This is a genomic window from Methylobacterium sp. WL8, from assembly GCF_008040045.1.
In the GTDB taxonomy this organism is placed as follows: Bacteria; Pseudomonadota; Alphaproteobacteria; order Rhizobiales; family Beijerinckiaceae; genus Methylobacterium; species Methylobacterium cerastii.
On the sequence record NZ_VRVF01000003.1, the window covers coordinates 112,607 to 133,522 of the forward strand.

The 20,916-nt window shown below is 71.4% G+C and carries 16 protein-coding genes and 1 pseudogene; 6 read left to right on the forward strand and 11 right to left on the reverse strand.

Annotation, left to right across the window (positions count from 1 at the left end):
- Nucleotides 1–503: 503 nt before the first annotated feature.
- Together uvrA and FV234_RS02110 are read right to left on the reverse strand one after the other, a co-directional pair.
- Nucleotides 504–3,638: an excinuclease ABC subunit UvrA gene (gene uvrA / locus FV234_RS02105; RefSeq protein ID WP_246686103.1), complete on the reverse strand. Its 3,135-nt coding sequence runs from the start codon at nucleotides 3,636–3,638 to the stop codon at nucleotides 504–506.
- A 247-nt stretch (nucleotides 3,639–3,885) separates the two neighbouring features.
- On the reverse strand, nucleotides 3,886–4,137 hold the full coding sequence (locus FV234_RS02110; RefSeq protein WP_147754629.1) for a hypothetical protein: 252 nt from the start codon (nucleotides 4,135–4,137) through the stop codon (nucleotides 3,886–3,888).
- Between the two features lie 276 nt (nucleotides 4,138–4,413).
- Between FV234_RS02110 and FV234_RS02115 the strand changes: the two genes are divergently transcribed.
- On the forward strand, nucleotides 4,414–6,465 hold the full coding sequence (locus tag FV234_RS02115) for a nitrate- and nitrite sensing domain-containing protein (protein ID WP_147762577.1): 2,052 nt from the start codon (nucleotides 4,414–4,416) through the stop codon (nucleotides 6,463–6,465).
- Between the two features lie 95 nt (nucleotides 6,466–6,560).
- Here FV234_RS02115 and FV234_RS02120 read toward each other — a convergent pair whose 3' ends face one another.
- The 7 genes from FV234_RS02120 to FV234_RS02150 form a co-directional block, all read right to left on the reverse strand.
- A complete protein-coding gene (locus FV234_RS02120; protein WP_147827951.1) occupies nucleotides 6,561–8,291 on the reverse strand; it encodes an L-lactate permease in 1,731 nt (576 codons plus the stop codon).
- A gap of 190 nt (nucleotides 8,292–8,481) precedes the next feature.
- Complete coding sequence (locus tag FV234_RS02125) at nucleotides 8,482–9,903, reverse strand: pyruvate dehydrogenase complex dihydrolipoamide acetyltransferase (RefSeq protein WP_147762578.1); 1,422 nt, start codon at nucleotides 9,901–9,903, stop codon at nucleotides 8,482–8,484.
- A gap of 4 nt (nucleotides 9,904–9,907) precedes the next feature.
- The gene (locus FV234_RS02130) at nucleotides 9,908–10,543 is read right to left on the reverse strand and encodes a Uma2 family endonuclease (protein ID WP_147762579.1); all 636 of its coding nucleotides are present in this window, start codon (nucleotides 10,541–10,543) and stop codon (nucleotides 9,908–9,910) included.
- A gap of 14 nt (nucleotides 10,544–10,557) precedes the next feature.
- Complete coding sequence (locus tag FV234_RS02135; protein ID WP_147752090.1) at nucleotides 10,558–10,833, reverse strand: DUF5076 domain-containing protein; 276 nt, start codon at nucleotides 10,831–10,833, stop codon at nucleotides 10,558–10,560.
- A 60-nt stretch (nucleotides 10,834–10,893) separates the two neighbouring features.
- Nucleotides 10,894–12,345 carry a pyruvate dehydrogenase complex E1 component subunit beta gene (locus FV234_RS02140; RefSeq protein WP_147752091.1) on the reverse strand — a complete coding sequence of 484 codons (1,452 nt, stop codon included), beginning with the start codon at nucleotides 12,343–12,345 and terminating at the stop codon, nucleotides 10,894–10,896.
- Between the two features lie 67 nt (nucleotides 12,346–12,412).
- Nucleotides 12,413–13,477, reverse strand: coding sequence for a pyruvate dehydrogenase (acetyl-transferring) E1 component subunit alpha (gene pdhA / locus FV234_RS02145; RefSeq protein WP_147752092.1), 1,065 nt, complete (start codon nucleotides 13,475–13,477; stop codon nucleotides 12,413–12,415).
- 146 nt (nucleotides 13,478–13,623) lie between these two features.
- Entirely contained in the window at nucleotides 13,624–13,935 is a 312-nt protein-coding gene (locus tag FV234_RS02150; RefSeq protein WP_147752093.1) for a septum formation initiator family protein, read from the reverse strand.
- Nucleotides 13,936–14,158: 223 nt separating this feature from the next.
- Between FV234_RS02150 and dinB the strand changes: the two genes are divergently transcribed.
- The 4 genes and pseudogenes from dinB to FV234_RS27040 all read left to right on the forward strand — a co-directional run.
- A complete protein-coding gene (gene dinB, locus FV234_RS02155; RefSeq protein ID WP_238272823.1) occupies nucleotides 14,159–15,199 on the forward strand; it encodes a DNA polymerase IV in 1,041 nt (346 codons plus the stop codon).
- Nucleotides 15,200–15,314: 115 nt separating this feature from the next.
- Nucleotides 15,315–16,193, forward strand: coding sequence for an SDR family oxidoreductase (locus FV234_RS02160; RefSeq protein WP_147752095.1), 879 nt, complete (start codon nucleotides 15,315–15,317; stop codon nucleotides 16,191–16,193).
- A gap of 108 nt (nucleotides 16,194–16,301) precedes the next feature.
- Nucleotides 16,302–16,601 carry a hypothetical protein gene (locus FV234_RS02165; RefSeq protein WP_147752096.1) on the forward strand — a complete coding sequence of 100 codons (300 nt, stop codon included), beginning with the start codon at nucleotides 16,302–16,304 and terminating at the stop codon, nucleotides 16,599–16,601.
- A 72-nt stretch (nucleotides 16,602–16,673) separates the two neighbouring features.
- Nucleotides 16,674–16,869 (forward strand): annotated as a pseudogene (locus FV234_RS27040) (hypothetical protein); the annotation flags it as partial.
- Nucleotides 16,870–16,942: 73 nt separating this feature from the next.
- Here the strand turns inward: FV234_RS27040 and FV234_RS02175 are convergent.
- Together FV234_RS02175 and FV234_RS02180 are read right to left on the reverse strand one after the other, a co-directional pair.
- On the reverse strand, nucleotides 16,943–18,106 hold the full coding sequence (locus FV234_RS02175) for an iron-containing alcohol dehydrogenase (RefSeq protein WP_147762584.1): 1,164 nt from the start codon (nucleotides 18,104–18,106) through the stop codon (nucleotides 16,943–16,945).
- Between the two features lie 139 nt (nucleotides 18,107–18,245).
- Nucleotides 18,246–19,154 carry a LysR family transcriptional regulator gene (locus FV234_RS02180; RefSeq protein WP_147827952.1) on the reverse strand — a complete coding sequence of 303 codons (909 nt, stop codon included), beginning with the start codon at nucleotides 19,152–19,154 and terminating at the stop codon, nucleotides 18,246–18,248.
- A gap of 155 nt (nucleotides 19,155–19,309) precedes the next feature.
- On the opposite strand from FV234_RS02180, the gene FV234_RS02185 reads away from it, so the two are divergent.
- The gene (locus FV234_RS02185; RefSeq protein ID WP_147827953.1) at nucleotides 19,310–20,806 is read left to right on the forward strand and encodes a CoA-acylating methylmalonate-semialdehyde dehydrogenase; all 1,497 of its coding nucleotides are present in this window, start codon (nucleotides 19,310–19,312) and stop codon (nucleotides 20,804–20,806) included.
- The last annotated feature ends 110 nt before the right edge of the window (nucleotides 20,807–20,916 follow it).

A 20,916-nucleotide genomic window follows, 5' to 3' on the forward strand; every position in this document is an offset into this window, starting at 1 on the left:
CACTACCTTGCCGGTCTGCCGTCTGCGCGGCTCCCGTGCGAGATGTGCCAAGCGCCCCCTACGAAGCCGGCCCGTGTCTCAACGCTGATAACTATTCTACAGAGCGTCGGCGAAAGACAGTGGAATGCCTCGAATCTGATCAGCGAGAGCCGAACCGTTGCTCAAATGCCGCAATCTTGTCGCGGCGCAACAGTGACCGGAACCCAGCGGACGGGATCGCTATCCGGCAGAATAGCGCATGCCGTTCAGCGCCTTGGCGGAGGAAGCGGAGCGGGAGGATTCGGCAAGGCGGGCGGGACGGTTCGCCCGGGCGCCGACGCGGTCCGAGGCCTTCGACTGCGCCGCGAAGGCCTCGATCGAGCCGCCGGACCGTGCCCGGACGCGTGCGGCCGCCGCGCCGCCCGCCGAATCGTGCGCGGCGCGGCGCGGCTACTCGGCAGATCTTGCCGACCGCTTCCGGCATTCGGCGGGGGCGGCGGCGCGCCCCGTCGCTTACGGCGCGCCTACTCGGCGGCGGGCTGCGCGACCGCCCCGCGGGACGCCGGCGGCTTCCCGGCCGGGCGGCGGGCGAGCACGTCGCGCAGGAAGCGCCCGGTATGGCTCGCCTTCGACGCGGCGATCTGCTCGGGCGTGCCTTCGGCCACCACCACGCCGCCGCCGTCGCCGCCCTCCGGCCCCATGTCGATCACCCAGTCGGCGGTCTTGATGACCTCGAGGTTGTGCTCGATCACCACGACGGTGTTGCCCTGGTCGACGAGCTCGTGGAGCACCTCCATCAGCTTGGCGACGTCGTGGAAGTGCAGGCCGGTGGTCGGCTCGTCGAGGATGTAGAGGGTGCGCCCGGTCGAGCGCTTCGACAGCTCCTTGGAGAGCTTCACCCGCTGCGCCTCGCCGCCCGACAGGGTGGTGGCCTGTTGCCCGACGCTGACGTAGTCGAGCCCGACGCGCTTCAGGGTCTCCATCTTCTCGCGGATCGTCGGCACCGCCTTGAACAGGTCGGCGGCCTCCTCGACGGTCATGTCGAGCACGTCGGCGATGGACTTGGCGCGGTACTTCACCTCCAGCGTCTCGCGGTCGTAGCGCTTGCCCTTGCACACGTCGCAGGTGACGTAGACGTCGGGCAGGAAGTGCATCTCGATCTTGATGACGCCGTCGCCCGAGCACGCCTCGCAGCGGCCGCCGCGCACGTTGAACGAGAACCGCCCCGGCTGGTAGCCGCGGGCCTTGGCCTCGGGCAGGCCGGCGAACCAGTCGCGGATCGGGGTGAAGGCGCCGGTATAGGTCGCCGGGTTCGAGCGCGGGGTGCGCCCGATCGGCGACTGGTCGATGTCGATGACCTTGTCGAGGTGCTCCAGGCCTTCGAGCCGGTCGAACGGCGCCGGGTGCTCCAGCGCGCCGTTCAGGCGCTTGGCCACCGCCTTGTAGAGCGTGTCGATGATCAGCGTGGACTTGCCGCCGCCCGAGACGCCGGTGACGCAGGTGAAGGTGCCGAGCGGAATCTCGATGTCCACGTTCTTCAGGTTGTTGCCGCGGGCGCCGAACACGCCGAGCTTGCCCTTGCGCCCTTTGCGCCGCGCCGTCGGGGTCCGCACGGACTTCTCGCCGGTGAGGTACTTGGCGGTGAGCGATTCGGGATGCGCCAGGACCTCCGCGGGCGTGCCCTGCGCGATGATCCGGCCGCCGTGGATGCCGGCGCCCGGCCCGACGTCGACGACGTAGTCGGCCTGGAGGATCGCGTCCTCGTCGTGCTCGACCACGATCACCGAGTTGCCGAGGTCGCGCAGCCGCTTCAGCGTGCCGAGCAGGCGCTCGTTGTCGCGCTGGTGCAGGCCGATCGAGGGCTCGTCGAGCACGTAGAGCACGCCGGTGAGGCCCGAGCCGATCTGCGAGGCCAGCCGAATGCGCTGGCTCTCGCCGCCCGACAGCGTTCCCGAGCCGCGGGCCAGCGTCAGGTATTCGAGGCCGACGTCGACGAGGAAGGACAGGCGGTCGCGGATCTCCTTCAGGATCCGCACCGCGATCTCGTTCTGCTTGGCGGTGAGCCTGGCCGGCAGCTCCGAGAACCAGCGGTGGGCCTCGCTCACCGAGAGCGCGGTGACCGCGCCGACATCCTCCATCGCGACCTTGACGGCCAGCGCCTCGACCTTCAGCCGCTTGCCGCCGCAGGCGGCGCAGGGGGTCTCGCTCATGAAGCGCGAGATCTCGTCGCGGGCGGCGTCGCTCTCGGTCTCCTTGTAGCGGCGCTCCAGGTTCGGGATCACGCCCTCGAACGGCTTGTTGACGGCGTACTTGCGCATGCCGTCGTCGTAGTCGAAGCGGATCGTCTGCTTGCCCGAGCCGTAGAGGATGATCGCGCGGGCCGCCTCGGGAAGCCGCGACCAGGCCGTGTCGGTCTTGAAGCCGTAATGCCGGGCCAGCGCGTCGAGCGTCTGCCCGTAATAGGGCGAGGTGGACTTGGCCCAGGGGCCGATGGCGCCGCGCTTGAGGGTGAGCGCCTCGTCGGAGATCACCAGCTCGGCGTCGATCCGCATCTCGTGGCCGATGCCGCCGCAGGTCGGGCAGGCGCCGAACGGGTTGTTGAAGGAGAACAGCCTCGGCTCGATCTCGGCGATGGTGAAGCCCGAGACCGGGCAGGCGAAGCGCGACGAAAGCGTGATCTTCTCTCTGCTCTCGCCCTCGGGCACGTCGGCGAACTCGATGTCGGCGATGCCGTCGGCGAGCTCGAGCGCGGTCTCGAAGGAATCGGCGAGCCGGGCGGCGATGTCGGCCCGCACCACGATCCGGTCGACCACCACGTCGATGTCGTGCTTGAGCTTCTTGTCGAGCTTCGGCACGTCGTCGATCGGGTAGTACTCCCCGTCGATCCGCAGGCGCTGGAAGCCCTTCTTCTGGAACTCGGCGATCTCCTTGCGGTACTCGCCCTTGCGGCCGCGGACGACGGGCGCGAGCAGGTAGAGCCGGCTCTTCTCGGGCAGCGCCAGGACGCGGTCGACCATCTGCTGGACCGTCTGGCTCTCGATCGGCAGGCCGGTGGCGGGCGAGTACGGAATGCCGACGCGCGCCCAGAGCAGGCGCATGTAGTCGTAGATCTCGGTGACGGTCCCCACGGTGGAGCGCGGGTTCTTCGAGGTGGTCTTCTGCTCGATCGAGATCGCCGGCGAGAGCCCGTCGATCTGGTCGACGTCGGGCTTGGACATCATCTCCAGGAACTGGCGCGCATAGGCCGAGAGCGACTCGACGTAGCGGCGCTGCCCCTCGGCGTAGATCGTGTCGAAGGCGAGCGACGACTTGCCCGAGCCCGAGAGCCCGGTGAACACCACGAGCTTGTCGCGCGGGATCGTCAGGTCGACGTTCTTGAGGTTGTGCTCGCGCGCGCCGCGCACCGAGATCACCCGCCGGTCGCGCTCGGCCGGCGTCTCGCGGTCGAACAGGCGCTCGAGCTTCGCGTCGATGCCGGCCTCGGCCTCGACGGCCGGGTTCGCCTTCGCGGGCTTCCCGGCCGCCGGCGCCTTGGTTGCGGGGGGCTTCGCTGCGGAAGTCGTCGCTGCGGAAGTCTTCGCTGCGGAAGTCTTGCCGGCAGGCGTCTTCCCGGCGGAGTTCTTCCCGGCGGGCGTCTTGGCGGCGACGGCTTTGGCCATGGCGGGGGCGGTCTTTCGAGGCGTCGACGCGGGCGGGATCCGGCGATCGCGAATGCGACCGCCGCGCCGGGTCATGTCGTCCGTCCGAAGCCTTCGGCAAGGTGCGGCGGGCGGGACGCAGGCCCGGCATGCTTGCGCGTCTGCTAGAACGAAACGCGTACGCGGGCAACTCGCCAGCCGTTCCGGGCCGCCGCCGCGCACGCCACGCCCGCCTGGGCCCGGCGCCGAGGCGTGGCCGCTTCCCGGCTTACTGCATCGCCTTCGTCATCGCCTCGGAGGAGGAGGCCTTCGGGTTGGCCTTGCAGTAGGCGCGCATCTTGGCGTCGAGCGCGGAGGCCTGGGGGTCGGCGGCGATCATCGCCTTGTCGGCGGGGCTGAGCGAGGCCTGCGCCTGCGCGTCGGCCTTGAGATAGTCGGCGCAGCTCATGTCGCCGGTCTGGGCTTGGGCGGCGGCGAGGCCGGCGATCAGCAGGCTCGCTGCGAGGAGGGTACGGGTCATGATCGCCTCGGAGTTGGACGGACCCGGAACCGTCGCGCGGTCGCGAGCGACTCCTCCGTAGGACGACACCGCACCCGGCGTCCGTCGCCGACCTTGCCCAGGCGTCCGGAAAGCATGACGGCCCGTCCCAAACCGGCCTGCCGGACTGAGGAAGCCTGCGGTTGTATCGATTGGTGTGCTGAAATATCGAGCTGATCTTAGATTGCAACCGCCTGTTTACCACCTGCGGCTTTATCATTTGTCAAAGCCTTGTGCGAATGAAGGATTGGCAAGCGGATGACGACCGGTGTTCTGATGTCCTTGCGCGGCCGCATCGTGGCGGTCGCGCTGGCACCTTGCCTCGCCTTCGCCGCGGTGGCCGGGGTCGCGATCGCGGACCGGATGGCGCAGCGCGCCGAAGTGGTCCAGGTCGAGGACCTGGTCGGCCTCGCCTCGCGGATCAGCGCCTTCGTCCACGAGGGCCAGCGCGAGCGCGGCGGCTCCAGCCTGTTCCTCGCCTCGAAGGGCACGCAGTTCAAGGCCGAGCTCGTCGCCCAGCGCGCGCGCACCGACGCCGCCCGCCAGGGCCTGGCCGCCGCCGTCACCGCCGGCGCGGCGGCCTACGGCCCCGCCTTCACCGCCCGGGCCGCCGCCTTCGCGCAGGCGCTCGAAGGCCTCGACGCGCAGCGCGGCGGCGTCGACGCCCTGCGGCCGACGGCGCCCCAGGCGGCCGCGGCCTACACCGTCGTGATCGGGGAAGGCCTCGGGCTGGTCCGCGCGATGTCGGGCGTGATCGGCCATGTCGGGATCGCCAACCACGCCGCGTCCTACGCCGCCTTCCTGACGATGAAGGAGTATGCCGGCCAGGAGCGCGCCGCGGCCTCCGCCGCCTTCGCCTCCGGCAGCCTCGACCTCGCCGGGACCCGCCGCCTCGCGACGCTCCTGGCCGACCAGGCCACCTACGAGACCCTGTTCCGCTCGCGGGCGGAGCCAGCCCAAGGCGCCCTGCTCGACGCCAGCGAGGCCTCCGCCCCGGCGCAGGAGGTGGCGCGCCTGCGCAAGGCCGCCCTCGACACCATGCCCGGCGAGCCGCTGGCCTTCCGCGACGCCCCGCTCTGGTTCCGCCTCGCGACCCAGCGCATCGACGGCCTCAAGGCGGTCGAGGACCGCCTCACCGCCGACCTCACCGCGGAGGCCGGCGGCGTCCGCGCGCTCGCCGAGCGGGCGCTGGCGATCTGGTCGGGGGCGGCGCTCGCGATCTTCCTGCTGTCGGGCGCCCTCGCCTTCGCCCTCGGCACCGCGGTGGCCCGGCCGCTGACCCGGATGTCGCGGGCGCTCACCGCCATCGGCCGCGGCGACGACGCCGTGGAGATCCCGCAGGGCGGCCCGAACGAGGTCCGCGCCATCGCGGCCGCCGCCGTCGAATTCCGCGAGAACGTCGCCGAGCGCCGCCGCAGCCGCGCGGTCCAGGAGCGGATGTCGGCCGACGCCGAGGCGGCCCGCCGCGCCGCCGCACTGGAGCTTGCCGACGGCTTCGAGGACCGGGTCGGCGGCATCGTCGAGGCGGTCTCGGCGGCCGCGACCCAGCTCGAGGCGGCGGCGCAGGGCATGTCCCGGGCGGCCGAGGACGCCTCGTCGCTGAGCCGGCAGGTCGCCCACGCCTCGCACGAGGCGGCGCTGTCGGCCGACACCGTGGCGGCGGCGACCGAGGAGCTCTCGGCGTCGGTCGCCGAGATCGGCACCCAGGTCACCGCGTCGGCCGACCTCGCGGCGGCGGCCGAGCGCGACGCCGAGGGCATGGCCGGCGAGGTCCGGCGCCTCGCCGCCGCGGCCGGCAGCATCGCGCAGATCGTCGGGCTGATCTCGCAGATCGCCGACCAGACCAACCTGCTCGCCCTCAACGCCACCATCGAGGCGGCCCGCGCGGGCGAGGCCGGACGCGGCTTCGCGGTGGTGGCCCAGGAGGTGAAGTCGCTGGCCGGCCAGACCGCCCGGGCGACCGAGGAGATCACGACCAAGGTCGTCGAGATCAGCGCCTCCACCGACGCCTCGGTCCAGGCGATCACCGGGATCACCGACGTGATCCGCCGGCTGGCGCGGATCGGCGGCGACATCGCCGCCGCCGTCGAGGAGCAGGGCGCGGCGACCGGCGAGATCGCCCGCACCACCGCCCAGACCTCGGCCGGCACCCGCGCGGTCTCGGAGCATATCGGCGGCGTCAGCGAGGCGGCCGGCACCGCCAGCTCCGGCTCCGCCCAGGTGCTCGCGGCGGCGAGCGCCCTGTCGAGCCAGGCGGGCGACCTGCGCGGCGCCGTCGATCACTTCCTGGCCGGCGTGCGGGCGGCCTGAGGCCCGCCCGGCCCTGCTCGGAGCCGCCAAAGGAAAAGCCCGCCCCCTCGTCGAAGGGGGCGGGCTTTCTTCGTTTCGGGAGCCCGCGTCGGCGGCTACGGAACGTGGATCACCATCGCGGTGAAGGGATGCACGTAGGCCTGGAGCATCACCAGGCCGCCGACGAGGCAGGCCAGCGCGATCGAGTGCCAGAACACGAAGCGCAGGATCTTGCCCTCCTGGCCGAAATAGCCGGTGGCGGTGGAGGCGACGACGATCGACTGGGCGTCGATCATCTTGCCCATCACGCCGCCCGACGAGTTCGCCGAGGCCATGAGCACGCCCGAGAGCCCCAGCTGCTCCGAGGTGATCTTCTGGAGCCCGCCGAAGAGGACGTTCGACGCCGTGTCCGAGCCGGTCAGCGCGACGCCGAGCCAGCCGAGCAGGGTGCCGAAGAACGGGTAGAGGATGCCGGTTCCGGCGAAGGCTAGGCCGAGCGTCGCGTCGACGCCGGCGTAGCGGGTGAGCACGCCGAGCGCGAGCATCGCCGCGATGGTGACGAGCGAGTAGCGCAGCACCCAGATCGTCTCGACGTAGGCGGTGACGAGGCGCAGGGGCGAGAACCGCATGATCGCGCCGGAGATCAACGCCGCGATCAGCACGCCGGTGCCGGTGTAGGACATGTAGGTGAACAGGAAGACGGCGCCCTCCGGGTGGGCCTTGGCCACCACCGGCGGCACCTTCATGATCACGTTGTGCAGGCCCGGCACCTCGTACTTCCAGGTGAAGATCGGGTTCATGATGGCCTTGAACCAGCCGGTGCCCCAGATCGCCACGACCACCGACAGGATGACCCACGGCAGCCAGGCGAGCGCGATCTCCGACGACGAGGCGGTGCGGCCGGTGGAGACCGGCGCGCGCGGCAGGTCGGACGGGACGCCGGCGCCCAGCGCCACGGGCCGGGGCTCGCCGTAGCCGATCGACGGGTCGTTGCCGCGGAGCGCCGGCGAGGTCCAGATCGCGGCCGGCTTCCAGACCTTCAGGAACAGCACCAGCGCGCCCATCGCCGCGATCGAGGCGCCGATGTCGACGATCCACGGGTTGACGTAGTTCGAGATGCCGAACTGGGCCGCCGCGAAGGCGCCGCCGCAGATCAGGATCGCCGGCCAGACCTGGATCATGCCGCGGAAGCCCGCGAACACCCAGATCAGCCAGAACGGCACGATCAGCGAGAACACCGGCAGCTGGCGGCCGATCATCGCGCCGAGCACGTAGGGGTCGTAGCCCGTCACCGAGGCCAGGCCCTGGATCGGGGCGCCGAGCGCGCCGAAGGCCACCGGCGCGGTGTTGGCGATGAGCGAGAGGCCGGATGCGGCCAGCGGCGAGAAGCCGAGCCCGATCAGGATCGCGCCGGTGACCGCCACCGGCGTGCCGAACCCGCCCGCGCCCTCGAAGAAGGCGCCGAAGGCGAAGGCGACGAGCAGCAGCTGCAGCCGCCGGTCGCTGGTGATGCCGGCCACCGATTGCTGGAGGGTCGCGAACCACCCCTTCTCCACCGTCAGCCGGTAGAGGAAGATGACGTTGAGGATGATCCAGCCGATCGGGAAGAAGCCGGTCACCATCCCGAGCAGGGAGGCGCGGGTCGCGAGGCCCACCGGCATGCCGAAGGCGACGACGGCGATGGCGAAGGCCAGGATCAGGGCGAGGACGGCGGCGACGTGGGCCTTGACCCGGCCGCTGGCGATCATGGCGAGCAGCGCGATCACCGGCACGGAGGCGGCGAGCGTCGACAGCCACGGGTTGCCGAACGGATCGTAGACCTGATTCCAGGTTTGGACGGGTTCCACGGGCGTAGTCCTCCGATGGCCCGGGTTGATCCGCGGGCCGTTGGAGGCGGTGCTAGCAGAGCGGCGAATCCGGCTCAACGCCGAGAGATAATGTATTCAGAAGGTGTTGCGCGCCGGTTGCTCGTTCAGCGGGACCCTGTCGCCCGGGCGGCGGGACCCGGCCGCGCGCGGATGCGCGGCCGGTCCGTCCTCAGACCAGCATCCCCATCGGGCTCTCGATCAGGCCCTTGAAGGCGGCGACCAGCTCGGCCCCGAGCGCCCCGTCGAGCACGCGGTGGTCGCAGGAGAGCGTCGCGGTCATCACCTGGGCGACGGCGGGGGCGCCGTCCTTGACCACGATCCGCTTCTCGCCGGCGCCGACCGCCAGGATCGAGGATTGCGGCGGGTTGATCACCGCGGTGAAGTGCTTGATCCCGAACATGCCGAGGTTCGACACCGAGGTGACGCCGCCCTGGTACTCCTCCGGCTTCAGCTTCTTGGCGCGGGCGCGAGCGGCGAAGTCCTTCATCTCGTTGGAGATGGTGGACAGCGTCTTCTCGTCGGCCCGGCGGATGACGGGCGTGAACAACCCGCCGTCGATCGCCACCGCGACGCCGACCTCGGCGTGCTTGAAGCGCAGCACCCGGTCCTCGGCCCAGACCGCGTTGGCCATCGGCACCCGGGTCAGGGCGAGGCCCATCGCCTTGATGACGAAGTCGTTGACCGAGAGCTTGAACAGCGGCTTGCCGTCCTTGTCCTTGGCCGCGCTCTTGTTGAGCTGCTCGCGCAGCGCCATCAGCGCGTCGATCTCGCAATCGACGGTCAGGTAGAAGTGCGGCGCCACCTGCATCGCCTCGGTGAGGCGCTTGGCGATGGTCTTGCGCATGCCGTCGAGGGGCACTTCCTCGTAGCTGTCCTTGGCGTAGAAGCCGCGGACCTGGTCGGTGGTGAGGCCGGCGGCCCTGGTCGCGGGCGCCGTGGCGGGCGCAGCCTTCGGCGCTGCGGCCTCCGGCGCCTTCGCGGCCGCTTGCGGGGCCGCCGTGGGGGCCACCTTGCCGGTGCCGGCCGCCTTGGCTGCGCGCACGTCGCGCTCGATCACCCGGCCGCGCGGGCCCGAGCCCTGGACGGCGGAGAGGTCGATCCCCTCCTGCTTGGCGATGCGGCGGGCCAGCGGCGAGGCGAAGACGCGCTCGCCCGAGCCGCCCTGCGGGGCGGCGTCCGCCTTGGCGGCGGGCTGGGCCCCGTCCGGGGCCTCGTTCACCCGCGCGTAGGACATGTGCCCGCCGCCGGGCGTGGCGTTCTCGTTCGCCGACGACGCGTCGGCCTTGGGCGCCTCCGCGGGGGCGGCGGCAGGGGCCGAGCCGCCCGCCTGGACCCCGGCCGGATCCTCGCCGTCGATGGCGATCACCGCGATCAGGTCGTTGACCGGCACGTCCGCGGTGCCCTCGGGCACGACGATACGCGCGAGCACGCCCTCGTCGATCGCCTCGACCTCCATGGTCGCCTTGTCGGTCTCGATCTCGGCGAGCACGTCGCCCGACTTGATCGCGTCGCCCTCCTTCTTGAGCCACTTGGCGAGGTTGCCCTTCTCCATCGTCGGCGAGAGGGCGGGCATCAGGACGTTGACGGGCATGGCTTCAGGTCTCGTCCGTGGGCAGGGAGGGAGCGTCGGGTTCGGCGCGGGGATCGGCGAAAGGGTCGGCCGAGGGGTCGGCGAAGGGAAACAGGTCGTCGAGCGGGAACGGAACCGCGTCGAAGGGCGGCAGGGCCACGGTCTCGCCGCGCGCCACCGTGCCGAGCAGCAGCCACTGGGAGCCGGCGAGCGCGAAGGCTTCGAGCACCCCGTCGGCGGGATCGAGCAGCCACAGGTGCCCGACGCCGGCCTCCGCGTAGATGCGGCGCTTCGGGCCGCGATCGAGCCGCGCAGTGGCCGGCGACAGGATCTCGCAGACCCAGTCCGGCACGGTCTCGACGAAGGCGGTTTTGGGCTCGGCCGGCAGCCGCTCGCGGCGCCAGCCGGCGAGGTCGGGGACCACCACCTGCACGCCGAGGTGGAGTTCGGGCTCGACCATGAAGATCCAGCCGCCCGGCCCGCCGCGCCCGCGGCCGAAGGGTGCGTTCAGCTCCGTGGCCAGGCCCACCGCCGCCATCGCATGGCGCGGCCGCGGCCGCGGATGCGTCTCCAGCGACCCGTCGACGATCTCGGCCACGCGATCGGCCGGAACGGCCTCCAGGTCGGCATAGGTGGCGACACGCAGTGCGGGCTCGGCCATGCGCTCGGGCCCCGCTAGTTCAGGCCGCCGGGATCGAGGCCCTCGGCCTCCCACCCCGCGCGGATGCGGTCGAACGCCTCCTCTTCCGACATGTCGGTTTCCAGGGCGTAGGCGCGGGCCGCCTGCCGGGCGAGGTCGACCATCAGGCGGCCCCAGGTGGCGGGGTCGTCGAAGGACCGGCGCAGCGCCACGCTGACGGCCCCGTCGACCACGGCCGCGCGCAGCACCTCGATGCCGCCCTGTTCCAGGGCGTCGGGCGGGATCTCGAGGGCTTGGAAGGATTCACTCATACCACGTCATGACCCGTCGATCGGCCCGGTTCCGCCCTCAGGCGCGAAGGCGGATCGCATTCACCGGTAGCAGACGGCCTTGGCCGCCTCGACGACCTCGGCGACGTTGGGCAGCGCCAGCTTCTCGAGGTTGGCCGCGTAGGGCATCGGCACGTCCTTGCCGGTGACGCGCAGCACCGGCGCGTCGAGGTAGTCGAACGCGTCGACCATCAGGCGGGCCGAGATCTCGGCGCCGATGCCGCTCTGCGGGAAGCCCTCCTCCACCGTGACGCAGCGGCCGGTCTTCTTCACCGATTCGAGAACCGTCTCGGTGTCCATCGGGCGGATCGTGCGCAGGTCGATCACCTCGGCCTCGATGCCCTGGTCGGCCAGGATCTGCGCCGCCTTGAGGGCGTAGGTCATGCCGATGGCGAACGAGACGATGGTCACGTCGGTGCCGGCGCGATGGATGCGGGCCTTGCCGATCGGCAGCACGAAGTCGTCGAGCTTCGGCACCGGGAAGGTCTGGCCGTACAGGATCTCGTTCTCGAGGAAGATCACCGGGTTCGGGTCGCGGATCGCGGCCTTGAGCAGGCCCTTGGCGTCGGAGGCGGTGTAGGGCGCGATCACCTTCAGGCCGGGCACGTTCGAGTACCACGCCGAATAGTCGTGGCTGTGCTGGGCGCCGACGCGGGCTGCCGCGCCGTTGGGGCCGCGGAACACGATCGGGCAGCCGAGCTGGCCGCCGGACATGTAGAGGGTCTTGGCCGCCGAGTTGATGATGTGGTCGATCGCCTGCATGGCGAAGTTGAAGGTCATGAACTCGACGATCGGCTTCAGGCCGGACAAGGCCGCGCCGACGCCGATGCCGGCGAAGCCGTGCTCGGTGATCGGGGTGTCGACCACGCGCCGCGCGCCGAATTCCTGCAGCAGGTTCTGCGTGACCTTGTAGGCGCCCTGGTACTCGGCGACCTCCTCGCCCATGACGAAGACGTCCTCGTCCCGGCGCATCTCCTCGGCCATGGCGTCGCGAAGCGCCTCGCGCACGGTCATAGTCACCATCTCGGTGCCGGCCGGGAACTCCTCCATCACCGGCGCGGCGGCCTTGTTGGTGATCACGGCGGGCGCGGCCGGCGCACGGGGCGCGTCGTCGCCGGTCTTGGCGGTGGGCGCCGGCGCCGGGGCGAGCCCTTCCGCCTGCATGTCCGGCGTCGGGGCGGGATGGCCCTCGGCCGGACCCTTCGGCTTTCCGCCGCCGCCCCCGGAGGCCGCGGCCGCCGCGACGTCCTCGCCCTCGCCGGCGATGATCGCGATCGGGGTGTTGACGGCGACGCCCTCGGTGCCCTCGGCGACCAGGATCTTGGCGAGCGTGCCCTCGTCGATCGCCTCGACCTCCATGGTCGCCTTGTCGGTCTCGATCTCGGCGAGCACGTCGCCCGACTTGATCGCGTCGCCCTCCTTCTTGAGCCATTTGGAGAGCTTGCCCTCCTCCATGGTCGGAGACAGGGCGGGCATCAGGATGTCGGTCGCCATGAAGGGTCTCTGATCGGTGAGGCGGGCGGGGCGGCCTTGAAGGGGGCGTCGGAGAGGCGGCGCGCCCTCAGGCGCGCGCGTCCAGCAGGATGTCGGTCCACAGCTCGGACGGATCCGGCTCGGGATCGTGGGTCGCGAACTCGGCGGCGTCGGCGACGGTCTCGCGGACCTTGGCGTCGGTGGCCTTCAGCTCGGCCTCGGCGACCCCGTGCAGCTCGATCAGGCGCTTGCGCACCATCTCGATCGGGTCGTGCTCGTCGCGCATCTTCGAGACCTCGTCCTTCGTCCGGTACTTGGCCGGATCGGACATCGAGTGGCCGCGATAGCGGTAGGTCTGCATCTCGAGGATGTAGGGGCCCGCGCCGGTGCGGGCGTGCTCGATCGCGCGCTGCGCCGCCTCGCGCACGGTCCGCACGTCCATGCCGTCGACCTGCTCGCCGGGGATGCCGAAGGAGATGCCGCGCCGCGAGAAGTCCGTCTGCGCCGAGGCGCGGGCGACCGAGGTGCCCATGGCGTAGCGGTTGTTCTCGATCACGTAGACCACGGGCAGCTTCCACAGCTGCGCCATGTTGAAGCTCTCGTAGACCTGGCCCTGGTTGGCCGCGCCGTCGCCCATGTAGGTCAGGCTGACCTTGCCGTTCTTGCGGTAGGCGTCGGCGAAGCCGAGGCCCGTGCCGAGGGAGACCTGCGCGCCGACGATGCCGTGCCCGCCGAAGAACTGCTTCTCGCGGCTGAACATGTGCATCGAGCCGCCCTTGCCGCGGCTGTAGCCGCCGCGGCGGCCGGTGAGCTCGGCCATCACGCCCTTCGGGTCCATGCCGCAGGCGAGCATGTGGCCGTGGTCGCGGTAGCCGGTGATCACCTGGTCGCCGTCGACCGAGGCCATCTGCATGCCGATGACGACCGCTTCCTGGCCGATGTAGAGGTGGCAGAAGCCGCCGATCAGGCCCATGCCGTAGAGCTGCCCCGCCTTCTCCTCGAAGCGGCGGATCAGCAGCATCTGGTGGTAGGCGTGGAGGTCTTCCTCGCGGGTGAATTGCGGCGCGTTGGGAGCGGGCTGGTGCTCGGCCGCCACGGCTTCCGGCGCCTCCGCGGCAGGGTTGGGCTGCCCCGCATCTTTCGCGGCATCCATCGGCGTGCTCCCGTGCTGGCGTCTCTTCCCTGTCGGTTTAGGACACGCGCCCCGGGAATGCGAGGGCCTACGCTCTGACAGGTTCCGGCCGTTGTCAGGCGCTTCGGAGCTTCGCGGGAAGGGCCGTTCGGGCGTCGAAGCGCCGTTCAGGGATCGATGACGACCACGTCGTTGGCGTGGACCCGGCCGAGGACGACGCGGGCGCGCTCCTCCAGCAGGTCGCGGTCGATCTGCTCGCTGCGCAGCAGCGCGACGCGGTGCTCCCAGGTCGCCCGCTCGGCCTTGGCGGCCGCGAGGTCCCGGGTCAGCCCGTAGGCCTGGATCTTGAGGGCGCGCTTGGCCTCCAGGCCGCGGTTGCCGTTCTCGGCCTGATACACGAAGTAGCCGACCACCAGCCCGGACAGGGTCCAGAGGCTGAGGGGCAACACGACCATTCTGACGCGGCGACGGACGACCATGCCGCGACCATCGGCGGCGAGGGTTAACAAAGCCTTTGCCGCGCCGCCCGATCGCGCGCTCGGCGGTGGACGGTGGCACACCTGCGGGTTGAACCGACCTCCGGAGTGCGGGAAGATCGGAACAAAGGTCGAACATCGATCCGCCTGCGATCGCGCTGCGGACGGATCGCTCAAACGGGACAGCGCAGTGACCGCCCCGGTGCGAAAAGTCATCCACGTCGACATGGACGCGTTCTACGCCTCCGTCGAGCAGCGCGACGACCCCGCCCTGCGCGGCCGGCCGGTGGCGGTCGGCGGCTCGCGCGAGCGCGGCGTGGTCGCGGCGGCGAGCTACGAGGCGCGGGTCTTCGGGGTGCGCTCGGCGATGCCCTCGGTGACCGCGCGCCGGCTCTGCCCGGACCTGGTGTTCGTGCGCCCGCGCTTCGAGGTCTACCGCGGCATCTCCGAGGAGATCCGCACGGTGTTCTCCGAGCACACGCCGGTGATCGAGCCGCTCTCCCTCGACGAGGCCTACCTCGACGTCACCGAGAACCTGCAGGGGCTGCCGACCGCCACCCTGGTCGCCCGCGCGATCCGTGCCGCGATCCGCGAACGCACCGGGCTCGTGGCCTCGGCCGGCGTCTCGTACAACAAGTTCCTGGCCAAGGTGGCCTCCGACTACCGCAAGCCCGACGCGCTGTTCGTGATCACCCCGGAGATGGGGCCGGCCTTCGTCGAGGATCTGGCCATCGGCCGCTTCCACGGCATCGGCCCGGTCACGGAGACGAAGATGCGCCGGCTGGGCATCCACACCGGCCGCGACCTCAAGGCCCGCTCGCTGGAGGAGCTGACCGCCATCCTCGGCAGCGCGGCGCCCTACTACCACGGGGTGGCGCGCGGCATCGACGAGCGCCCGGTGCGGGCGCACCGCATCCGCAAGTCGATCGGCGCCGAGAACACCTTCTCCGACGACAGCGCCGACCTCGACGTCCTCGCGGAGCGCCTCGCGCCGATCCTCGACAAGGTCGCGGGCGCCTGCGCCGCCAAGGGCCTGCGCGGCCGGACCGTGACGCTCAAGGTGAAGTTTTCGGACTTCGCGCAGGTGACCCGGGCGCGCTCGCTGGCCTCGCCCGTCGGCGACCGGGCGAGCCTGGAGGCGATCAGCCTCGGCCTGCTGCGCGACCTCTACCCGCTCCGGCGCAGCGTGCGGCTGCTCGGCGTCGCGCTCTCGGCCCTCGACCACGGCGAATCCCCGGAGCCGCTGCAGCTCGGCCTGGCGATCTGACGGCCCCCGCCGAGCCGCCGGGGGCGCAGTCATCGGGTCGCGGTCATCGGGTCGCGGGTCCTTCGCCGGCGCCCCGCCCTACCTGGGTGGAGAACGACAGCGACAGCAGGCAGCCATGACCGACGACCCCCGCGAAGCCGGAGCACGGCCCCCCTTCCCCGGCGACCAGCAGCAGGCGCGGCCGGGATTGTCTTCGCGGATGACCCCCGCCCCCGACCACGGCGAGCACAGCTACGTCGGCAAGGGCCTGCTGACCGATCGCGTCGCCCTGATCACCGGGGGCGATTCCGGGATCGGCCGGGCGGTGGCGATCGCCTACGCCCGCGAGGGCGCCGACGTGGCGATCTCGTACCTGCCCGTCGAGCAGACGGACGCCGAGGAGACGAAGGCCTGGGTCGAGCGGGCCGGCCGCCGCGCCCTGCTGCTGCCGGGAGACCTGCGCGAGGAGGCCCATTGCCGCGACCTCGTCGCGCGCACGGTCGCCGAATTCGGGCGCCTCGACATCCTGGTCAACAACGCTGCCGCGCAGACCGTCAACGACGGGCTCGACGACGTGACGGCGAAGGACCTCGAAGGCTCGTTCCGCGCCAACGTCTTCGCCATGTACTACCTGTGCCAGGCGGCGGTGCCGCACATGAAGCCCGGCTCGGCGATCGTGAACTCCACGAGCCAGCAGGCCAAGGTCGCCGACAAGACCATGCTGATCTACGCCGCCACCAAGGGGGCGATCGCCAGCCTGACGATCGGGCTGTCGAACCTGCTGGCGCCCAAGGGCATCCGGGTGAACTGCGTCGCGCCCGGCCCGGTCTGGACGCCGATCCAGCCGATCGTGAAGAGCCCGGAGCAGATCGCGTCGCTGGGGTCCGAGACGCCGCTCGGCCGCGCCGGCCAGCCGGCCGAGCTGGCCCCGGCCTACGTGCTGCTGGCGTCGCGCGAGGGCAGCTACATGTCCGGCGCGCTCGTGCCCGTCACCGGCGGCACGCCGATGTACTGAGCCGCGACCCCGCCGACCGGAACGGTCCGCGGCGCCTGCGATTGACGGCGGAACCCCCCAAGGGGCCGAATTGAGGGGCCGAACCGCCCTGCCACAGGAGCCGGAACCATGTCGAAGACCATCGCCGCCACGTTCGAGACCCGCCGCGACGCCGAGATGGCGGTCGAGCACCTCGTCCAGGAGCACAAGATCGACCGCAAGGCCGTGACCATCGCGCCGGTCTCGGACGAGAACAGCGCCGGCACCGAGACCGCCGGCGCCGACATCGAGGACGGCCGCGTCGCGAAGACCCACACCGACGGCGAGCCCAAGCTCGCCGGCCGCCTCAAGGTCTCGGCCGACGTCGACCCGTCGCTCGCCGACAAGGTCGAGACCTCGTTTGCGACCTACGGCGGCAAGGCCGCCTGAGCCGGCACGCCGCACGACGCCGTCCCGCGATCCAACGGGCGACCGCTTTATCCGGGAAGGCGCGGGGCCCCCTCTCCCCGCGGGCGGGGAGAGGCCCGCACCGACCTCGTCGTCGGTGCGGGAAGCGAAGGCGAAGCCGAAGCGGCGGTGAGGGGGGCCGACGGAGGAGCCTCATTCGGCTCGGCCCCCTCACCCTCGGCAGCCGCCTCGCTTCGTCGACGACGAGGTCGGCAAAGCCCTCTCCCCGCAGGCGGGGCGAGGGGATGCGCGCCGACCGTTCAGCCGGAAGCGGAGACGCGTGGGCACGACGGCTCGCCGCACCCCTGCCCCGGCTGGGCCGCTCAGGCGGCCCAGACCTGGCGGTACAGCGTCGCGATGGCCTCGATCTCCGGCACGACCGGGTTGTTGCCCGGCGAGCCCGAGGCCAGCGCCTGCGCCGCCATGGTCGGGATCAGCCCGTTCCACCTTGCCTCGTCGATGCCGTAATCGCCCGGCGTCGGCACCTGCAGGTCGTCGTTGAGGTTCTGCAGCTCGGCGATCAGGCGCGAGACCGCGCGCGCGTCGTCGTCGGTCTCGCGCGCCACGCCCATCGCCCGGGCGCAGGCGGCGTAGCGGCCGGGCGAGCCGGGCGCCGAGAACGCGGTGACGGCCGGCAGCAGCATCGCGTTCGAGAGCCCGTGCGGCACATGGAAATGCGCGCCGATCGGCCGGCTCATCCCGTGAACGAGGGCCACCGAGCTGTTCGAGAACGCGATCCCCGCCTGGGTCGCGCCGAACATCATCGCCTCGCGCGCACCGCGGTCGCCCGGATCGGTCCAGACCCGACGCAGGTTCGGTGCGATCGCCCGCATCGCGGCGAGTGCGAACCCGTCCGAGAACGGGTTGGACTTGCGCGAGACGTAGGCCTCGATCGCGTGCGTCAGCGCGTCGATGCCGGTGTCGGCGGTGAGCCGGGCGGGCTTGCTCAGGGTCAGCTCGTAGTCGACGAGCGCGGCGACCGGCAGGTAGGCGAGGCCGGCGCAGAGCATCTTCTCGTCGGTGGCCTCGTCGGTGACGATGGTGAAGCGCGTCGCCTCCGAGCCGGTGCCGGCGGTGGTGGGGATCGCCAGGATCGGCAGGCCGGGCGCCTCCTGGCTGTGCGGCGCCTTGTAGTCGCGCATGTGCCCGCCGTGGCGGGCCAGCACCGCGACCGCCTTGGCCGTGTCCATCGGGCTGCCGCCGCCGAAGCCGACGACGCAATCGTGGTCGCCGGCCTTGAGCGCCGCGAGCGCCGCCTCCACCGAGGCGACCGTCGGGTCCGGGACGGTCTGCGAGAACAGCCCGGCCTGGATGCCGGCCGCCGCCAGCCGCTCGACGAGCCGCCCGGCCCGGCCGCTGTCGGCGAGGTAGGGATCGGTGACGACGAACGGCCGCGACAGCCCGAGCTGCCCCAGGACCTCCGGCAACAGCCCGCACGCGCCGGCTCCGATCCGCATCAGCCGCGGCAGGGCGATGGCGCTGATCATGGCGTTGGATCCGTCTTCTCGAGGGACGCGGGCGGCGCGGGGGCGCGCGATTGAACCCATCATACGCAAGGCAGGCTAGCGGTTGCGCAGGCGCCAGGACAAGCCCGTTCGGAACGGCCGGCGCGACATCCGGCCCGCCTTATCCCGCCCGCGAGAACAGCGCCTGCGCCGCCTCGACCGCCCCGACGATGAACGCCGCCACCTCGCGGATGTGGGCGGCCTGCCGGTGGTCCTCGTGGATGTGCATGTGGAAGGCCCGCGTCAGCGACAGCGCGTCCGGCAGCACCGGCACGAGCCCCGGATGGGCGGCGGCGATGAAGCCCGGCACGATGCATAGCCCCGCGCCGGCCAGCGTCGCGTGGACCTGGGCGAGGAGGTTCGTCGAGCGCAGCCGCGCCGAGGCGCCCGGCCCGATCACGTTGAGGTAGTTGAGTTCGCGGGCAAACAGCATGTCCTCGATGTAGCTGACGAACGGATGCCGCCCGAGGTCGGCCACCGTCCGGATCGGCTCGGCCGCGTCGAGGTAGCCTTTCGACCCGTAGACGAAGAGCCGGTAGTCGGTGAGCCGGCGCGTCACCACCCGCGCCTGCTGCGGCGCCGACAGGCTGACGACGATGTCGGCCTCGCGCTTCGACAGGCTGAAGATCCGCGCGGTCGCCATGATCTCGACCTCGAGCCCCGGATGGGCTTGCGTCAGCCGGTGCATGCGCGGGGCGAGGAACACGCTGCCGAACCCGTCCGGCGCGCCGATCCGCACCGTGCCCGAGACGCTCCGCCCCGTCCCGCCGGAAGCCGACCCCGAGACGAAGGCGCTCTCCATCGCCTCCGCCGTCCCGAGCAGCGCCTCGCCGGCTTCCGTGAGCGCGTAGCCGAGGTTGCTCTTGTGGAACAGCCGCCGGTCGAGCCCCTCCTCCAGCGCCAGGATGCGCCTTGCCACCGTGGTGTGCTCGGTGCCGGTCTGCACCGCCGCGGCCGTCAGCGTGCCGGTGCGGGCGACGGCGAGGAAGTAGCGCAGGTCGTCCCAGTTGCGGGTCCGCTTGAGGCTCACGGGCGGGGTCCGATCCGGCTGCGTTGTGCATCGATGCACACCGGCTGCGAGCAGGTCCAGCTTTATCGCCCGATCGACGCTGCTATGGTCCGTCCAAAATCCGGTCGCGTTCGCGCAAGCCGGTCCTGAGGAAACGAAGCTAAGGAGAGGCGCGCATGCGCACGATCGGGCATTTCATCGGCGGCAAGGCCGTCGAGGGCACCAGCGGCCGGTTCGCGGACGTGTTCCTTCCCTCCACCGGCGAGGTCCAGGCCCGCGTCGCGCTGGCGAGCCGCGCCGAGCTTCGCGCGGCGGTCGAGAACGCCCGCGACGCGCAAGGGGCCTGGGCGGCCACCAACCCGCAGAAGCGCGCCCGCGTGATGATGCGCTTCCTCGAGCTGATCCGCGCCGAGATGGAGCCGCTGGCTGAGCTGCTGGCCTCCGAGCACGGCAAGACGGTGCCCGACGCCAAGGGCGACATCCAGCGCGGCGTCGAGGTGGTCGAGTTCGCCTGCGGCATCCCGCACCTGCTGAAGGGCGAGTACACCGAGGGCGCCGGCCCCGGCATCGACGTCTACTCCCTGCGCCAGCCGCTGGGGGTCGTGGCCGGCATCACGCCGTTCAACTTCCCCGCCATGATCCCGCTGTGGAAGTGCGCGCCGGCCATCGCCTGCGGCAACGCCTTCATCCTCAAGCCGTCCGAGCGTGACCCCGGCGTGCCGATGCGCATCGCCGAGATCTTCCTGGAGGCGGGCCTGCCGCCGGGCATCCTCAACGTCGTCAACGGCGACAAGGAGGCGGTCGACGCCATCCTCGACGACGAGGACATCAAGGCGGTGGGCTTCGTCGGCTCCTCGCAGATCGCCGAGTACATCTACGTCCGCTCCGCCCAGACGGGGAAGCGCGCCCAGTGCTTCGGCGGCGCCAAGAACCACATGATCATCATGCCGGACGCCGACATGGGCCAGGCCGTCGACGCGCTGATCGGCGCCGGCTACGGCTCGGCCGGCGAGCGCTGCATGGCGATCTCGGTCGCCGTGCCCGTGGGCGAGGGCACCGCCGACCGGCTGATGGAACGGCTGATCCCGCGGGTGGAGAGCCTGAAGATCGGCCCCTCGCACGATGGCTCGGCCGATTACGGCCCGATGGTCACCGCCGAGGCGGTGGCGCGGGTGAAGGGCTACATCGAGACCGGTGTGAGGGAAGGCGCCGAGCTCGCCGTCGACGGCCGCGGCTTCACCCTGCAGGGCTACGAGAACGGCTTCTACATGGGCGGCTGCCTGTTCGACCGCGTGACGCCGGACATGACGATCTACAAGGAAGAGATCTTCGGGCCGGTGCTCTCGGTGGTGCGGGCCAAGGATTACGAGGAGGCGCTGGCCCTCCCCTCGACCCACCAGTACGGCAACGGCGTCGCGATCTTCACCCAGGACGGCGACGCGGCGCGCGACTTCACCGCCAGGGTCAACGTCGGCATGGTCGGCGTCAACGTGCCGATCCCGGTGCCGATCGCCTACCACACCTTCGGCGGCTGGAAGCGCTCGGGCTTCGGCGACCTGAACCAGCACGGGCCGGACTCGATCCGCTTCTACACCAAGACCAAGACCGTGACCCAGCGCTGGCCCTCGGGCATCAAGAGCGGCGCGGAGTTCTCGATCCCGACGATGCGCTGAACCACGACACGCCCCCTCTCCCATAGGGAGAGCGTTGGGGTGAGGGGTATGACGCCTCAGACCTGAGTCCGCCATCGACGCGCGTTCAGGCCGCGCCTGATCTGGCTCCG

What these genes read in the sequence shown, in the direction of transcription:
- FV234_RS02150 (WP_147752093.1), bottom strand. Translation starts at nt 13,935, where the DNA reads ATGGTCGTCCGTCGCCGCGTCAGAATGGTCGTGTTGCCCCTCAGCCTC.
- FV234_RS02160 (WP_147752095.1), top strand. Translation starts at nt 15,315, where the DNA reads ATGACCGACGACCCCCGCGAAGCCGGAGCACGGCCCCCCTTCCCCGGC.
- FV234_RS02140 (WP_147752091.1), bottom strand. Translation starts at nt 12,345, where the DNA reads ATGGCGACCGACATCCTGATGCCCGCCCTGTCTCCGACCATGGAGGAG.
- FV234_RS02130 (WP_147762579.1), bottom strand. Translation starts at nt 10,543, where the DNA reads ATGGCCGAGCCCGCACTGCGTGTCGCCACCTATGCCGACCTGGAGGCC.
- FV234_RS02185 (WP_147827953.1), top strand. Translation starts at nt 19,310, where the DNA reads ATGCGCACGATCGGGCATTTCATCGGCGGCAAGGCCGTCGAGGGCACC.
- dinB (WP_238272823.1), top strand. Translation starts at nt 14,159, where the DNA reads ATGGACGCGTTCTACGCCTCCGTCGAGCAGCGCGACGACCCCGCCCTG.
- FV234_RS02125 (WP_147762578.1), bottom strand. Translation starts at nt 9,903, where the DNA reads ATGCCCGTCAACGTCCTGATGCCCGCCCTCTCGCCGACGATGGAGAAG.
- FV234_RS02110 (WP_147754629.1), bottom strand. Translation starts at nt 4,137, where the DNA reads ATGACCCGTACCCTCCTCGCAGCGAGCCTGCTGATCGCCGGCCTCGCC.
- FV234_RS02175 (WP_147762584.1), bottom strand. Translation starts at nt 18,106, where the DNA reads ATGATCAGCGCCATCGCCCTGCCGCGGCTGATGCGGATCGGAGCCGGC.
- FV234_RS02135 (WP_147752090.1), bottom strand. Translation starts at nt 10,833, where the DNA reads ATGAGTGAATCCTTCCAAGCCCTCGAGATCCCGCCCGACGCCCTGGAA.
- pdhA (WP_147752092.1), bottom strand. Translation starts at nt 13,477, where the DNA reads ATGGATGCCGCGAAAGATGCGGGGCAGCCCAACCCTGCCGCGGAGGCG.
- uvrA (WP_246686103.1), bottom strand. Translation starts at nt 3,638, where the DNA reads ATGGCCAAAGCCGTCGCCGCCAAGACGCCCGCCGGGAAGAACTCCGCC.
- FV234_RS02115 (WP_147762577.1), top strand. Translation starts at nt 4,414, where the DNA reads ATGACGACCGGTGTTCTGATGTCCTTGCGCGGCCGCATCGTGGCGGTC.
- FV234_RS02165 (WP_147752096.1), top strand. Translation starts at nt 16,302, where the DNA reads ATGTCGAAGACCATCGCCGCCACGTTCGAGACCCGCCGCGACGCCGAG.